General features: G+C 73.5%; 15 protein-coding genes. 3 read left to right on the plus strand and 12 right to left on the minus strand.

The features are described from left to right. Positions 1-55: 55 nt before the first annotated feature. From pqqE to ACFU7Z_RS06920, 6 genes are read right to left on the minus strand one after another with little or no spacing between them, the layout of a single operon-like run. The gene (pqqE, locus tag ACFU7Z_RS06895; RefSeq protein WP_380776711.1) at positions 56-1,123 is read right to left on the minus strand and encodes a pyrroloquinoline quinone biosynthesis protein PqqE; all 1,068 of its coding nucleotides are present in this window, start codon (positions 1,121-1,123) and stop codon (positions 56-58) included. Beyond that, on the minus strand, positions 1,111-1,350 hold the full coding sequence (pqqD, locus tag ACFU7Z_RS06900) for a pyrroloquinoline quinone biosynthesis peptide chaperone PqqD (RefSeq protein ID WP_380776713.1): 240 nt from the start codon (positions 1,348-1,350) through the stop codon (positions 1,111-1,113). Before pqqD ends, pqqE begins: the two co-directional genes overlap by 13 nt. Beyond that, positions 1,347-2,021: a pyrroloquinoline-quinone synthase PqqC gene (pqqC, locus tag ACFU7Z_RS06905; protein ID WP_380776715.1), complete on the minus strand. Its 675-nt coding sequence runs from the start codon at positions 2,019-2,021 to the stop codon at positions 1,347-1,349. The genes pqqD and pqqC overlap by 4 nt, the downstream gene beginning before the upstream one ends. After that, positions 2,015-2,827, minus strand: coding sequence for a pyrroloquinoline quinone biosynthesis protein PqqB (gene pqqB, locus ACFU7Z_RS06910; RefSeq protein ID WP_049654682.1), 813 nt, complete (start codon positions 2,825-2,827; stop codon positions 2,015-2,017). Before pqqB ends, pqqC begins: the two co-directional genes overlap by 7 nt. A 52-nt stretch (positions 2,828-2,879) precedes the next feature. After that, positions 2,880-3,041: a pyrroloquinoline quinone precursor peptide PqqA gene (locus tag ACFU7Z_RS06915; protein WP_107418802.1), complete on the minus strand. Its 162-nt coding sequence runs from the start codon at positions 3,039-3,041 to the stop codon at positions 2,880-2,882. A 26-nt stretch (positions 3,042-3,067) separates the two neighbouring features. Then, positions 3,068-4,525 carry a glucose/sorbosone family PQQ-dependent dehydrogenase gene (locus ACFU7Z_RS06920; protein WP_380776717.1) on the minus strand — a complete coding sequence of 486 codons (1,458 nt, stop codon included), beginning with the start codon at positions 4,523-4,525 and terminating at the stop codon, positions 3,068-3,070. Positions 4,526-4,948: 423 nt separating this feature from the next. Here ACFU7Z_RS06920 and ACFU7Z_RS06925 point away from each other — a divergent pair, with 423 nt between their 5' ends. Beyond that, complete coding sequence (locus ACFU7Z_RS06925) at positions 4,949-5,230, plus strand: winged helix-turn-helix domain-containing protein (RefSeq protein ID WP_380776719.1); 282 nt, start codon at positions 4,949-4,951, stop codon at positions 5,228-5,230. 30 nt (positions 5,231-5,260) lie between these two features. On the opposite strand, the gene ACFU7Z_RS06930 is transcribed toward ACFU7Z_RS06925, so the two are convergent. Then, positions 5,261-5,830 carry a hypothetical protein gene (locus ACFU7Z_RS06930; protein WP_380776721.1) on the minus strand — a complete coding sequence of 190 codons (570 nt, stop codon included), beginning with the start codon at positions 5,828-5,830 and terminating at the stop codon, positions 5,261-5,263. Positions 5,831-5,942: 112 nt separating this feature from the next. Further along, on the minus strand, positions 5,943-6,173 hold the full coding sequence (locus tag ACFU7Z_RS06935) for a hypothetical protein (protein ID WP_049654693.1): 231 nt from the start codon (positions 6,171-6,173) through the stop codon (positions 5,943-5,945). 126 nt (positions 6,174-6,299) lie between these two features. On the opposite strand from ACFU7Z_RS06935, the gene ACFU7Z_RS06940 reads away from it, so the two are divergent. After that, positions 6,300-6,911 (plus strand): hypothetical protein, encoded by a 612-nt coding sequence (locus tag ACFU7Z_RS06940; RefSeq protein ID WP_380776723.1) that lies wholly within the window; start codon positions 6,300-6,302, stop codon positions 6,909-6,911. Here the strand turns inward: ACFU7Z_RS06940 and ACFU7Z_RS06945 are convergent. From ACFU7Z_RS06945 to ACFU7Z_RS06955, 3 genes are all read right to left on the minus strand, one after another. Then, positions 6,902-9,160: an acyltransferase family protein gene (locus ACFU7Z_RS06945; RefSeq protein WP_380776725.1), complete on the minus strand. Its 2,259-nt coding sequence runs from the start codon at positions 9,158-9,160 to the stop codon at positions 6,902-6,904. The genes ACFU7Z_RS06940 and ACFU7Z_RS06945 overlap by 10 nt on opposite strands. Positions 9,161-9,296: 136 nt before the next feature. Continuing rightward, positions 9,297-11,036 carry a glycosyltransferase family 2 protein gene (locus tag ACFU7Z_RS06950; RefSeq protein ID WP_380776727.1) on the minus strand — a complete coding sequence of 580 codons (1,740 nt, stop codon included), beginning with the start codon at positions 11,034-11,036 and terminating at the stop codon, positions 9,297-9,299. A 281-nt stretch (positions 11,037-11,317) separates the two neighbouring features. After that, entirely contained in the window at positions 11,318-11,896 is a 579-nt protein-coding gene (locus ACFU7Z_RS06955; protein WP_049657166.1) for a GNAT family N-acetyltransferase, read from the minus strand. A 356-nt stretch (positions 11,897-12,252) separates the two neighbouring features. On the opposite strand from ACFU7Z_RS06955, the gene ACFU7Z_RS06960 reads away from it, so the two are divergent. Continuing rightward, positions 12,253-13,149 (plus strand): lysozyme, encoded by an 897-nt coding sequence (locus ACFU7Z_RS06960; RefSeq protein WP_380776729.1) that lies wholly within the window; start codon positions 12,253-12,255, stop codon positions 13,147-13,149. 68 nt (positions 13,150-13,217) lie between these two features. On the opposite strand, the gene ACFU7Z_RS06965 is transcribed toward ACFU7Z_RS06960, so the two are convergent. Next, positions 13,218-14,988, minus strand: a 1,771-nt coding sequence (locus tag ACFU7Z_RS06965; RefSeq protein ID WP_380776731.1) for a M1 family aminopeptidase, incomplete at its 5' end; no start/stop codon positions are given.

The raw sequence follows: 14,988 nt of genomic DNA on the forward strand, positions 1-14,988 counted from the left end.
ACCGGACGGGCGACGGGCCGGCCGGACCGGGGAGAACGGCCTGCGGAGCGGAGCCTCAGCGGCCGGCCGGATCCCGGTAGACGAGGTCCCCGTCCTGCCGGGCGGCGAGCTCCGTGATCAGGCCGTGGTCGGGCGACAGCGCGCACGCGGGATCGGTCCGCCCCGGGTCGCCGGTGAGGGCGAAGGCCTGGCAGCGGCAGCCGCCGAAGTCGACCTCCCGGAGGGCGCAGGAGGCACAGGGCTCGGGCAGCCAGTCGGTGCCGCGGTAGGCCCGGAAGGCCGACGACTCGGACCAGATCCAGGCGAGGGCGTGGTCGCGGACGTTCGGCAGGTCCAGTGGGAGGTCGTAGGCGGCGGGGCAGGGCAGGACCCGGCCGTCGGGGGCGACGGTCAGGGAGACCGCGCCCCAGCCGCCCATGCACGGCTTCGCGACGCCGTCGAAGTAGTCGGGGACGACCCAGACGAGTTCGACGCCGGTCCGCCGCCGTCGGCGCTCGACCGCCTCCCGGGCGCGGTCCAGCTGGTCCCGGGTGGGCATGAGGGCGGCCCGGTTGGCCAGTCCCCAGCCGTAGAACTGCGTGTTGGCGAGTTCGATGCGCACCGCGCCCCAGGCGATGCCGAGGTCCACGATCGCGTCGATGTCGTCGAGGTTCAGGCGGTGCAGGACGACGTTGAGGCCCAGCGGCAGTCCGGCCTCGCGGACCAGCGCGGCGGCCCGCTCCTTCGCCGCGAACGACCGGCGTCCGGCGATCAGCTCGGAGGAGGCGGCGTCGGCGCCCTGGACGGAGAGCTGGACGCTGGGCAGCCCGGCCGCGGTCAGCGCGGCCAGCCGCTCCCGGGTCAGGCCGAGTCCGCTGGTGACGAGCTGGGCGTAGATCCCGGCGCGGTCGGCCCCCGCGACGATCTCGGTCAGGTCGCGCCGCAACAGCGGTTCGCCGCCCGACAGGTGGACGTGCGCGACCCCGAGTTCACCGGCCTGTGACAGCACGTCCAGCCACTGATCTGTCGTCAGTTCAGCTCCACGGGCGGTGAGTTCGAGCGGGTTGGAGCAGTACGGGCAGCGCAGGGGGCAGCCGTGGGTGAGTTCGGCCAGCATGGCCCAGGGCGGGTTCACCGCAGCCATCCCCGCTCCTTCAGGTCGTCGAGGAAGACCACGACGTCGTCGGCCCCCTCGGCCGGGAACTCGGTGGTGATCTCCGGTACGGTCCGGGTGCCGTCGCACAGTCCGACGATCGCGGCCGCCTCGGCACTGAGGACGACGATGCGCTCCGGGACGACCAGCAGCGTGCTGCTCCGCACCGGGCAGTGGCGCAGCCGCGCGTAGCCGCTCAGGGCCGGTCGCCAGGTCACGCCGGGGCCCGTTCGACGGCGTCGAGGAGGGTCCACAGCAGCTCGCACTTGTAGGAGAGCGCCGCGATGGCGGCCTCCTGCTCGGCCCGGGTGCGGGCCCAGGACAGCACCAGGGACAGCGCCTCGTCGCTGTCCCGGCGGCCCTGGCCGACGCGGGTCCTGAAGTAGGCGAGGCCCACGGGCTCGATCCAGGTGTAGTGGCGCTCGAAGGCGGCGATCCGGGTGGCCATCAGGTCCGGCGCGAACAGTTCGGTCAACGAGGCGGCCACGGCCTCCAGGGGCGTGCCGTGGCGGCAGAGGTTGACGTAGCCGTCGACGGCGAGCCGCACTCCGGGCAGCACCCCGCGGCCCGAGAGCAGGTCGGCGCGGTCGAGCCCGGCCGCCTCGCCGAGCCGCAGCCAGCGCTCGATGCCGCCTTCGTCGCCGTCGCCGCCGTCGTGGTCGGTGATCCGGCGGATCCACAGCCGGCGCAGGGCGGGGTCCTCCAGCTTGGCGAGGATCAGCGCGTCCTTGACCGGGATGTGCCGCTGGTAGTGGAAGCGGTTGAGGATCCAGATGCGCAGCTCCTCCGGCAGCAGGAGCCCCTGGTGCATCCTCAGGTTGAAGGGGTGCCGGTGGTGGTAGCGGCGCTCGGGCACGGCCCTGAGCTCGCTCTCGAAGGTCGTCACCATGTGAGGACCGCTCCTTCCGCGGCCACCCCGAGGCCCCGGTCCGCCAGCTCCGCGTGGAGGGGGGAGTCCGGGTCGACGAGCGGGTTGGTGTTGTTCAGATGGGTGTAGAGGCACCGGGCGGACAGGGCGGCGAGCCGGTCGCGGGTGGCGAGCACGGGCAGGTGGCCCATCCCGGTGGCGGACTTCGTGGAGAACCCGGCGGTGCGCGGCTCCTCGTCGTCCCAGAAGGTGCCGTCGACCAGGACCAGGTCGGCGTCCTCGCCGAACCCGTCGGTCCAGACGCCGGTCGACGGCGCGTAGAGCAGTCCGCCCACCCGCAGGGCGCTCACCCAGTCCCCGTCGCAGGCGTCCCGGGCGTAGCGGGGGCGCTTGCCGGAGAGCGGTTCGAGCGCGACGCCGTCGAAGTCCCGCCAGCGCAGGCGGGTGTAGGGCGCGAGGACCTCGCCGAGGCCGAGTCCCTTGTGCACGGCGTCCCGGACCGCGTCGGTCGCCATGACCTCCAGTTCGTCGGCCTCGCGCAGCCGCGCCAAGCCGAGCGTGTGGTCGAGTTCGGCGTCCGTGAGGATCACGCCCGACAGCCGGGTGCGCCGGCCCTCGGGGTGCAGCCAGGGGCAGCGCTCGATCTGTTCGGCGATGTCCGGTGTGGCGTTCACGAGGTACACCCGGCCGGGCTCGGTCTCCACGGCGACGGACGCGTGCAGCCGCCGGCGCGACGGAACCGCGCGTGCCCCGGCACAGCCGGGGCACGCACAGTTCCACTGCGGGACACCGCCGCCGGCTGCCGTACCGAGTACGTGCAGTCGCACAGCGCTTCCTCCCTCTTCGAGTGGTGGTCCTACCGGTGCGGTGCGGTGGCCGCTACCGCTTGGCGAGGTAGTACGCCGAGACCTCCAGAGACGCCTCCACCACCTGGTAGCTCGGCTTGCGCCAACGGGCGCCTTCCGTCGGGGTGTTCGGCCGGTCAGTGGTGCGCTCCCGGGACTGCCGGGCACGCCTGGGCTGTTCCTCGTGACGGGTCATGACTGTCTCACCTCCGTGTCGGGGCTTCACTGCGTCGTGTTGTGGTCGTAGGGGACGGCGAGGATCGCGCCCGGATTCGCCAGGTGGGTGGTCGGGGTACCGCCGTCGCCGCGGACCATGTGCTGGCCTTCGCTGTCGGTGGCGATGTACAGCGTCTTGCCGTCCGGGCTGAGGGCGACGTCGCGGTAGCGGTTGACGGTCCGGAAGAGCTCCTCGTACTTCTTGCCGTCCTTGGAGAGCCGGAAGACGGTGCCGTTCTTCAACGAGGTGACGAGGACGTCGTCCCCGTACACCTTGAGGCTGCCGGGCGCCATGGTCGGCCAGCACATGTAGGCGGAGGCGGCGTCGGGGCAGACCGGCGTGGTGCCGAAGTTGTGCCCGCTCTCGACGGTCGTCCCGTACGTGCTGAGCGGGGAGACCATGTCCTTGGTGAAGTCCGTCTCCTTCGTCGTCAGCACCTCGGCCGGCGGCGTGTTCGGGTCCGGGTTGTAGGTGAGCTTCTCGCAACCGCCCTTGGCCTGCGACCAGTTGGAGTAGACGTACGCCTTGTCGTCCTTCCACCCGGCGACGTTGGGCCAGCCGTAGTTGCCGCCCTTCGTGATGAGGTTGAACTCGTCGTCGGTGAGCGGGCCGTTCTCGGCCGTGTAGAGGTCCTTGCCGCCGAAGTCCATGCCGTCCGGGTTGCGCATGCCGTAGGCGTAGATGTGGCTGCGGGCGCCGTTCAGCTCGGGGTTGTCGTCGGGGACGGAGCCGTCCGGGTTGATGCGGAGCACCTTGCCCTGGTACAGCGACCAGTCCGACGCGGCGACCTGGGCGGCGGTCGGAAGGTCCTGCGCGTGGTTCGGCAGACAGTAGTCGGCCATGTAGTTGTGGCCCTGGTCGCCGATCGAGTAGTAGAGCTTGCCGTCCTGTCCGTACCGGATCCGGGCCGACTGGTGCTGGTTGTGCCCCGGCAGCCCCGTCAGAATGGGCTGTTCGTCGGAGAGCACGCCGTCCTTCGCGGTGTAGCGGACGATCTTCGTGGCCGAGTCGTTGCCGTTCTTGTAGGTGTAGGCGAGGTAGAGGTAGTCGCTGCCCTTGCCCTTGCCGAAGTCCGGGTGCAACGCGAAGCCCAGGACGCCGTCCTGCCCGTCCTGACTGTGGAAGGCCTTTCCCGTGAGGTCGAGGGCGGTGCTCTTGGCGCCGCTCTGCGGGTCGACCCGGGTGATCTTGAGCCCGGACTTCTCGCTGACCCAGAGCCGGCCGTCGGGGGCGTAGGCGAGCTCGAACGGGTCTCCCAGCCCGTCCGTCACCACCTTCACCTGCGTCTGCGGCGCCTGGGCGGCCTGGGACTGGGGTGCCTGGGACTGCACGGGCTCGGCGGTGACGACGGCGGGCTTCTGCGCGGCGGTGCTGCCGCCGGACGCCGCTCCCCCGTTGTCGGAGCACGACGTGATCAGCGCGGCGGCGGGGATCAGGGCCAGTGCGACCGGGAGCTTTCTCATGATGCCTCCCACTCGTCGTGGCGACGAGTGTCTGGTTTCCGAATGACCGGATTCGGCGATTCCGTACGGGACCGGACCCGCACGGTGCGGGCGCCCGGCGAGCGGTCCATCGCCAACGGTGGGGGGCGCCACCGGCGGCGTACGGCCGCCCGGCGTCCCGACCCTCACCGTAGGTCGGGCCCCCCGGATCCGCACCCCTCGTTGACCCGGTCGCGTGGCCCGGACGGCGGGGTCCTGCTCGACACCGGCGCGGCGAAACGGCCGCGATGGCGCGGGCCAGGATCACCGCGTGGCGCGGGCGCTTCGCATCCATCCGATCGCACCCCGGTCGTCGCAGCTGCGCTTGCCCCTCCCGTCCACGGCTTCCCCTGGCATCATGGACGGGAACTGACTCTCCGTCAGTTCCCCATCACGGGAGGCGGGATGGCGTTCCGGTTCCACTTCACCGGCGAGGACCTGGCGCGCACCAGGGTCGCGGGGGCGATGGCGGCGATGGCGGAGCTGAACGTGGCGGTGCGCGTCCTGCGGGAGGGCTGTACGACCGGGGACGTCGCCGCCGCCGTCCGCATCTCCGCGGCGAGCGCCAGCGAGCACGCGACGGTGCTGCGGGCGGCCGGGCTGGTCACCACCCTGCGGGACCGCAACACGGCGATCCACACCGCCACCGCGGCCGGGCTGACGCTCCTCGCCGCCGCTACGGGCTGAGGCCCGACCCCGTGCGGGCGGGGCCGAGGCTCACGCCCCCGTGCTGGACGGCGAGTTGACCCGCTGCGGCGCCGCGTCCGGCCGGCCGGTCTCCTCGGCCTCCCGGACGACCACCGCGTCCCCGGCGGCGGCCGCGCTCGCGAAGAAGTCCCGCAGCTCGCGCAGGTCGTGGACGACGCGCGCCGCCCAGGTCTCGGACCAGGGCGTCGGGTACCCGAGGTGCGCGGCCGTGCGGGCGAGCACGCTGTTCTGCTGGCGGACGAGTTCGCCGAGCGCCGAGCCGCGCAGGAAGGCGGAGGCCGCCACGACCTGTTCGGGGCGCAGCACCGGCATGGCGCCGCCCGGCAGTGCCCCGTCCGGTTCGTGCCGTCCGCCGCCGTAGACGGGCAGTCGGGCGGCCGGGTCGGGGTGCAGCCCGTTCTCGGTGAGCGCGAGTTCCATCAGGACGGCGGTGCGCCGCACGCCGAGGGCGAGCCCGGCGGCGGCCAGCCGGTCGTACCGGAGGTCGCGGTCGCGGGGCACGAGTTCGCCGAGTTCCTCCGGCGAGCAGGTGTCCACGGCCTGACCCGGCAGGCGGCGCCAGAAGTGATCCACACTCACCCGCCCAGCGTAACGAAGTCGCGGGGTGCCGATCCCGCGCCGAGCCGTTCAGACCTCGTCAAACCGGGGTTCAGGACCCGTCAGGCCGCGTTCGGGCCCAGTCGGACCGCGTTCAGGCCTCGCCGGCGTGCCAGGCGGGCCATTCCCAGGGGCGGTCGGCCCAGTGGACCCGTTGGGGGTCGCGCGGGTCGAGGTCGGGGAAGAGCTGGTGGACGCGCGGCTCGAACTCCTCCGGTGCGAGCGGCTCCCAGCCGTGGCCCTCGAAGCGGACGAGGCGGTAGCGGCTGTCGGTGCGGAACTCGGCCACCTCGACCAGGGGGGTGGCCGTGCTGTTGGTCTCCATGCCCCCCAGCATGTGGCGCGGTGGCAATCAACGCCCGTCCAGACCCCTCTTCCGGGTCATGTCCCGGCGTCGGCGCGCTCGTTGAGCACAGCAAGGTTCTAGGGGGGCCGCTGGAAGGACGAGCACATGACTGGGCAGCCCACCGGAGGGCAGTGGCAGTGGCCGCAGAACGCTTGGCAGCCGCCGCCGGTTCCGACAGATCCGCTACCGCCGTGGTCCACCGCCACACCGCCGAGGCGCCTGTCGCGCAAGGCCTGGACGGCCGCGATGGTCGGCACTGGTGCCGTGCTGGCGTCCGTCCTGGCGATGTGCGGGCCGGGGTCGGGTGACGAGCTCAGCGTGGCGGCGCTGCCGGACGCCTCGCCGACCGCCTCGGACTCGACGGCGGCGCGGCTGCTGCCGGTCTCCCCGTCGCCGGTCACGCCGGCGCCGTCCCCGCTGCCGCCGCCCACCCCGGGCGCGGCGGTCCCGGTGACCGGGCCGGGCACGGCGCCTGCCGCGTCCGGTGCCGGGGGCAGCGCGACGCCCGACGCCCAGCACGCCTCGGCGAGTGCGCGCCCCAAGCCGGGGCACAGCCCGCACACCAGCACGCCGGCCCGTGGCCCGTCGGGCGCGCCCGCCCCGGCGAGCACCGGGGCGGGCGGCGGCCAGAACACCATCTGCGACCAGGCCGAGCGGGCGGGCCACTGGCCGCCCGGCTCGGACCAGGCCCGGGTCTGCCACAGCCTCTACGGCTGAACCGGCTGGCCCGGCAGCACCGGCTGCATCGGCTGCACTGGCCGGTCCGACGTCAGCCCGGGAGCCGCGGACGCCCCCGGGGCGCCCAGCAGCCCCCTGTCCAGCCGCGGCGCCAGCACCCGCGCCAGGGTGTCGGTGATGTGACCGGTGTCCCGGTACAGCACCACGCCCTCCAGCACGGCCGGGCAGGAGGGCCCGGCGCCGGGGCAGAGCAGCGGGCCGAGGTCGAGGGTCCGTACCCCGTACCGGGCGGCGAGCCCGCCGTCCAGTACGGGGTCGGGCTCGAAGGCGGTGTCGCGCGGGAAGAAGCAGGCGTCGGAGCGCCCGTCGGAGGCGGCCAGGCAGGTCGGGATGTCCTTGCCGGGCATCGGGGTGTCGCCGAGGTAGGCGAGCGGGGCGCCGAGCGCGGTGAGCCGGTCCAGGGTGCGGGTCCAGCCCTCGGTGCGCTCCTCCGGGCTGCCGTAGCGGTTGAGGCCCGCCATCAGGACCAGCCGCGGCTTGGGCCCGGAGGCCAGCCGGGTGAGGGTGTTCTCGCGCCAGCGGTCGCACTCCTCGAAGGTCCGGCCGAGCACGTTGTTGCGCACGGTGAGGGTGGCCAGCGGGCAGCCGGGCTTGACCAGCACCTCCAGGGCCCAGTGCCGCTGCTCGGCGAGGGCGAGGCCGGCGGAGATCCACTGCCCGGCGTGCGAATCGCCGAGCAGCACGATCCGGTCGGGGCTGTCCTCGGCGCCGAAGAGGCAGCGCGGGCTGCTGTCGGCGTTGAGCGGGATCTCGCAGCCCTTGCCGGGCGGGAAGTCCTCCCGGGCCCGGGCCAGCGAGGGCGTCAGGGTGAGCACCCGGGTGCCGGGGGCGAGCAGGCCCGGGCCGTCGGCGGCTCCGGCGGGCGCCGCGACGGGCCCGGAGGAGGGGTCGCCGAGGGCCCGTACGGTGCCGCCACCGAGGGTGAGCGCGGCGATCAGCGGGATGACCAGGGCGCTGGCGCCGACGGCGAGCCCGCGCCGGGGTGCCGGGCTGCTGCCGTACCGCAGCGGCTGTTCGACCAGCCGCAGGGTGAGCCAGGCGGGCAGCGCGCTGGCGGCGGTGAGCGCGAGCAGGGTGGTCCAGGGCAGGGCGCCGTACCGGGCCTGGGCGATGGTCAGCACCGGCCAGTGCCACAGGTACCAGGCGTACGAGAGCCGTCCGGCGGCGCGCAGCGGGCGGGTGGCGAGCAGCCGTCCGGCGTCGGCGGCGCCGGGGCCGTCGTGCCCGGCGGCGTGTCCGGCGAGCAGGACGGCGGCGGTGCCGAGGACGGGCAGCAGCGCGGCGGTGCCGGGGAAGGGGGTGTCGCGGTCGTACAGGACCACCGGTGCGAGCACGGCCGCGAGGCCGAGCCAGCCGACCACCCGCAGCGACCACACCACCGGGCGCCGCTCGGCGCGGGAGAGCAGGGCCGGGCCGGCCAGCGCCGCGCAGGCGCCGGCCGCGAACTCCCAGAGCCGGCTGCCGGTGGAGAAGTAGGCGAGCGGCGCGGAGGTGGCCGTCCAGCGCAGGCAGAGCGCCAGGGAGACGCCGCCGACGGCCACCGTGGCGAGGGTGATCGCGAGGGTGCGGCGGCGCCCGTGCAGGTAGCGGGCGAGGCCGAGCAGCAGCACGCCCCAGAGCAGGTAGAACTGGTTCTCCACGCCCAGCGACCAGAAGTGCTGCAGCGGGCTGGGGTCGTGTTCGGCGGCCAGGTAGTCGGTCTGCTGGCCGACGAAGCGCCAGTTGGCGAACTGTCCGGCGGAGGCGATCAGGTCGCGGGCGAGGTCGGTGCCGCGCAGCGGGTCGAGCAGGGCGCCGCCGGCGACGGCGGTGGCGACCAGCACGGTGGCGGCGGCGGGCAGGATCCGCCGGGCGCGGCGGGCGGCGAAGTCCCACAGGCCGAGCGGGCGGCCGACGAGCAGGCCGGTGATCAGGAAGCCGGAGATGACGAAGAAGACGTCGACGCCGACGAAGCCGCCGGTCAGGCCGGGGACGGCGGAGTGGAAGGCGAGGACGGAGAGCACGGCGACGCCGCGCAGCCCCTCGATGTCGGGGCGGAAGGCGGTGCGCCGGCGGGCCTGCCCGCTCTCGGCGACGGTGGCGCGCTGCGGGGCGGCGAGTTCCCGGTCGACCCGGACGACGCCGGGCAGCAGGTCGACGCCTGGGCCGGACGCGGCGGAGGTCGGAACGGAGGGCTGGACATCAGCGGAAGAGGAGGACGACGACGGTGGTGGTACGGCCGTTGACACGGCGGTGCTCCTTGCAGGGCTGGCAGCGGTTTGTCGGGCCCGCCGGGCCGATGGGGCGGCCGGGCGGTGTCCGCGCCGGTGGGGCGACGCGCAAGGAAACGCAACAGGCAGGTGTTGCAGTGGAAATGACGGTCTGTCAGAAGATCAGCGGGTCGGCCCAGCCGGAGGCCAGCAGCCCGCACAGCAGCAGCGCGGCGGTGACGGCGACGGCCTCGGCCCGTCCGAACCCGAGGTCGGAGCGGCCCGGTGCGGGCGCGGCGACCTCACCGACGGCGGCGCCCTTGCCCCCGTTGGTCCCGTTCAGCAGCGGCCACAGCTCCCGGATCAGCGGGACCATGGTGTAGGTGGTGAGCGCGAGCAGTCCGGCGAGCGCCCAGTACGGCCGCCAGCCGTACAGCAGCGCGGCCCGGACCAGCCCGGCGGCGCCCGCGAGGACGACGAGCCCGAGCCAGGCGACCCCGATCCGGGCGACGGCGCGGGCGAGCGTGCTGCCGCCGGAGACGGCGCCGGTGGGCACCCAGTCGGCGGAGCGGCGGCGCAGCGCGTGCGCGATGGCGACCACGTGGCAGAGCCCGCCGAGGAGTTGGACCCGGGTGACCTCGAAGCGCCAGCGGGTGCGGGACATCGCGGGCAGCAGCACCAGGGCGACCCAGATCGGCGGCAGGAACGGCAGCACCTGCCAGGGCTGGATCTCCTCGGGCCGGAAGAACAGCATGATCAGGGCGGGCAGCGGTACGGCGAAGACGTTCACCGCGCTGGTGACGTAGCCGAGGATGCCGTTCCAGAAGCAGAGCCGGGCGGACTTCGGCAGCGGGCCGCGGCGGAAGTCCGGGTCGCGGACGAGCGCCAGGGAGCCGAGGCACCAGCGGTACTGCTGGCTGATGAAGGCGGGCAGGCCGGTGGGCGACATGCCCTTGGCGACCAGCGCGGGGACGTAGCGGGTGGACCATCCGGCGCGGGCGAGGGCCAGGCCGGTGTAGAGGTCCTCGCTGTGGTCGATCTCGGCGAAGCCGCCGATCCGCTGCAGCGCGGCGCGGCGGTACAGGGCGTTGGTGCCGCAGCAGACGGTGCCGTCCTGCGCGTCCCGGGAGGGCTGGATCCAGCGGTAGAAGATCTCCTGGGTGGCTCCCGCGGCGCGTTCGAGCCAGGACATGTCGGCGTCCGTGTCGAAGCACTGCGGGCTCTGCACGATGCCGACCCCGGGGTTGTCGAGGTAGGGCACCAGGTGGTGCAGGAAGTCGGGGCGGGGGCAGAAGTCGGCGTCCAGGACGGCGACGATCTCGCCGGTGCCCTCGGCCAGGCCGTGGTTGAGGTTGCCGGCCTTCTTGAACCGGCCCCGGTCGGGGCGGGCGTGGTAGCGGAAGCCGTAGGACTCGGCGAGTTCGCGCACCTCGGGGCGGCCGGCGTCGTCGAGGACCAGGACGGTCAGCTCACCGGGCCACTGGACGGCCGCGGTGTACCGGTAGGCGTTGTCCAGGACGGCCAGCGGTTCGCCGGCGGTCGGCAGCAGCAGGTCCACGCTCGGGGCGCGGGCGGGGCTCCAGGCGCGCAGCAGCAGGTCGTGCGAGTCGCGGGTGAAGCGCCGGGCGCGCTGGCCGTCGGTGAGCGAGAGCAGCCAGGTGGCCGCGTTGAGCACGGTGAGCACCAGGAAGGGCCAGAGCAGCGGCTTGCTGAGGGCGAACAGGCCGAGCGTGGCGGTGGCTCCCGCGTAGGAGAGGGTGGCGCAGAGCAGCACCCAGCGGCGCTGCGGGCCGAAGTACCAGTAGAGCTCCTCGTCGTCGGGCGGGCTGGGCAGCCGGTGGTCGTCGGGGTCCGCGGGTGTCCGGCGCGGACCGGTGTCGGGTGCGGGCATGGCGGTGCCATGGAGAACGGGCATGCGGAAATGGCCCCCCTGGGCAGCGGACGGAACGTGGCCGTTCGCACTCAGCCTCTCACATTGGCCTAGACCAATAATGAACGAGGTATGACATCTCCGCATCGCCCCAGCTCAGCGAGTTGACGGCGGATCACCTGCGGAAACCCGGTCCAGCGGAACTGAACCGAACCCCGAGGGCGGGCCGTTTCCGAGGCCGTCAACCACCGGTACGACTACTGGTACGACCGCCCGGACGACCCGGCCTCGGCTCCCGCACAGCCGTCAACTTCCGTACACGGACGTCAATTCCCCGCAGACTCCGCCTTCAACTCCTTGACGAGGTGCGCGAACCGGAGGTCCGGCCGCCGCGGGATGCCGAAGCGCTCGTCGCCGTACGGGAACGGGCTGAACTCGCCGGTGCGCCGGAAGCCGCGCCGCTCGTACCAGGCGATCAGCTCGGCGCGCTGCTCGATCACCGTCATCTCCATCGCGCCGACGCCCCACTCCTCGCCCGCCACCCGCTCCGCCTCGGCCAGCACGGCCCGGCCGATGCCGCCGCCCTGCAGGCCCGGACGCACCGAGAACATGCCGAAGTAGGCCAGCCCGCCGCGCCGCTCCAGCTGGCAGCAGGCGACCAGCTCGCCGTCCCGCTCGGCGAGCAGCACCACGCCGTCGGGGTGGCCCACGGCCTCGGCGACGGCCTCCGGGTTGGTGCGCCGGCCGCCCAGCAGGTCCGCCTCCGTGGTCCACCCGGCCCGGCTGGAGTCGCCCCGGTAGGCGGACTCGACCAGCGCGACCAGCGCCGGGACGTCGGCGGGCGTGGCGGGCCGGAACACGGGCTCCCCGGCGGGCCGGGCGGAGTCGGTGGCGGTCTCGATCATGGGTGGTCTCTCCTCACGTGCAGGGGGCCGCCCGTGGTGGCCGGCCCGCGGGCATCGTGCCACAGCGCCCCCGCCGCACCCGGCGCCGCCTCCGCTGCCCGCCCCTCCCCCAACCCCTCTCCCGGCCCCTCCGTCGCCCCCGCCGCCGATCCCTCCCCGGGGCCGACCGCACCGGCAGAACCGGCAACGCCGGTTGCCGGTCATGGCGTTCCGACCGAGGTGACGTGCGTTCACCATGTGAAAAAAGATGCCTGGTGGCGGTGCCAGGTACATGGCTACTCTGCGGTACGGCCGGTCAGACCCCGGCCGAACCGGGTCATTTCGACCTTCCCCACGCTCGGACCAGAGGAGTGCTCATGCCCCGCTCTTCCCGCTCCGCCCGCCCCACGGCCACCGCCGCGACCGCCAGACCGGCCCGCCGCCGCCTGCCCGCACTGGCCGCCCTCGCCGCCGCGACCGCGCTGGTCGCCGGCGCCGCCGCCCCCGCGTACGCGGCCGACCCCGCCCCGGTCGCCCCCGTCGCCGAGGGCCGTCCCGGCTTCCACCCCGAGCAGGACTTCGCCGGCTCCACCGTCGCCGCCCGCGAGGGGCGAAGCACCGCCGCCCCGTTCGCCTCCCTCGCCGCCACCCAGACCCCGGGGCTGGACGTCTCCGGCTACCAGGGCAACGTCAACTGGTCCTCGGTGGCGGCCAACGGCGCCAAGTTCGCCTACGTCAAGGCGACCGAGGGCACCGGCTACACCAACCCGTCCTTCGCCCAGCAGTACAACGGCTCGTACAACGCCGGCCTGGTCCGCGGCGCCTACCACTTCGCGCTGCCGAACGCCTCCTCCGGCGCCACCCAGGCCAACTACTTCGTCAGCCACGGCGGCGGCTGGTCCGGCGACGGCAAGACCCTGCCGCCCGCACTGGACATCGAGTACAACCCCTACGGCGCCACCTGCTACGGCCTCAGCCAGAGCGCCATGGTCGGCTGGATCCGCGACTTCAGCAACACCGTGCACTCCCGCACCGGCCGCTACCCCACCATCTACACCACCACCAACTGGTGGAGCCAGTGCACCGGCGACAACGGCGGCTTCGGCACCACCAATCCGCTCTGGATAGCCCGCTACGCCTCCTCCGTCGGCACCCTGCCGAACGGCTGGGGCTACCAGACCTTCTGGCAGTTCGCCGACTCCGGCACCTTCCCCGGTGACCAGAACTACTTCAACGGCGCGGCCGACCGCCTCCGCGCCCTCGCCCTGGGCTGACCCTGCGGAAAGGGCGTCGCCCCCGGCCTGGGCCGGGGGCGACGTCCGGGAGGTACGGATGTCCGGGCTCAGCCGTCGATGCGGTGCTGGCTCCAGAAGGAGCCCAGGTCCACCGTGGTGGCGGCCTGGGCCGCGGCCTTGAACTCCGCGGTGGTGGAGACGCCGTACCAGTGCGCCTGCGCGTAGTTCCGCAGCAGCGTGGTCATCGCGCTGTCGCCGATCGTCCGGCGCAGGTCGTGCAGGGCGCACTTGCCGTAGCCGTAGACGACCGTCGAGTAGCGCGAGGAGTTGGCGTCCCAGTACGCCATCGAGTTGGTGATCCGCTCCGCCGACGAGGCCCAGGAGACGCTGTTCCAGCAGCCGTTGCCGGTCTTGCCGAGGGCGAGGTCGGTGGCGTAGTCGGTGAAGGCCTCGTCCAGCCAGGGGCCGTTGTACTCGTCGTCGCCGACGATGCCGTACCACCACTGGTGGCCGATCTCGTGGGTGAGCGCCGTGGTGCTGACCAGGTCGAGGACGAAGCCCGGGTACTCCATGCCGCCGAACCAGAAGTTGTTGTCGAGCACCGCGTCCAACTCGCCGTACGGGTAGGCGCCGAAGCGCTGGGCGTGGGCGTCGACCGCCGAGGTCGCGGTGGAGAGCATCGACTGGGAGTCGGCCGCGCTGATGCCCGCCACCGAGTAGACGTTGACCTTCACCCCGGCGGCGGAGGTGCCGGAGATCCTCGTGAACGGCCCGGCGCCCCAGGCGAAGTCGCGCACCTTGCTCGCGGTCGCCTTGGTGACGGTCCGTCCGGCCGTGCCGGGGGTGTCCACCGAGGTGCCGGTCGCGGGCACCAGCAGACCGCTCGGGTGGTCCAGGGTGACGGCGAAGTCCGCGGCCACCGAGTAGAAGGACTCGCCGTTGTTGGTGTACGGGTCGAGGTGCCAGCCGGCCGCGTCCCGTATCGCGAGGACGGGCAGGGCGTTGCCGAGGAAGTTGTACGCGCCGTCGTGGCCGAAGCGGTCCGCGCCGCTCGGCACGGTGATGCCGAGGTCGAAGGCGACGGTGCCGCTCTGGCCCTGGGCGAGCGGGGCCGGCAGGGTGATCTTGAGCGCGGTGCAGTTCACCGTGAGCGGTGAGGGCGTGCCGCCGGTCACGTTGGTCACCGTGATCGGGGTGCTGGGGCAGCTGCCGTGGGCGTTGTCCCACAGCCGCAGGTACACCTCGTTCAGCGGGTCGGGCGAGGCGTTGGTGAACGTCACGCTCTCGTGCCCGGTCCAACTGCCGCCGGAGGAGTCGCTGGTGAGGCCGACGGTGTACGTCGGCGCGACCGGGGTGCGGGTCGGGTCGCCGGGCTGGGGCGACGTGCCTCCGCCGGAGACGTCCAGGGTGACGTCGTCCAGCACGAAGCTGGTCTGCAGGCTGGCGTCCTCGACGCCGGTGAAGGCGAGCGTCACGGACTGGCCGGCGAAGGCGGAGACGTCGAGCGTCCTGTGCACGTACCCGGCCTTCGCGTCCAGGTTGGAGTAGGTGGCCAGGGTGGTGGAGCCGAGCTTGACGGTCAGCTTGTCGTACGCGGTGCTGCCGGTCGTCTCGGCGGTGTCGACGTGCAGCCAGAACCCGAGCGTCGCGGTGCCGCACCCGGCGGGGAGGGTGACGGACTGCGAGAGCGTGTCGGTGTGGCTGGAGCCGTAGCCGTCGAGCCAGGCGTAGGAGCTGCCGGAGTGGGCGCTCTGGCCGGTGTCGGCGGTGATCGCGCCGCTCGGCGCCGACCAGGACGAACCACCGGACTCGAAACCGCCGTTGGCCACCACCTGGGCGGGTGCGCAGTCCGCGGCGCTCGCCACATTGGGGGTGGCG

It is taken from the genome of Kitasatospora sp. NPDC057518, from assembly GCF_042802075.1.
In the GTDB taxonomy this organism is placed as follows: domain Bacteria; phylum Actinomycetota; class Actinomycetes; order Streptomycetales; family Streptomycetaceae; genus Kitasatospora.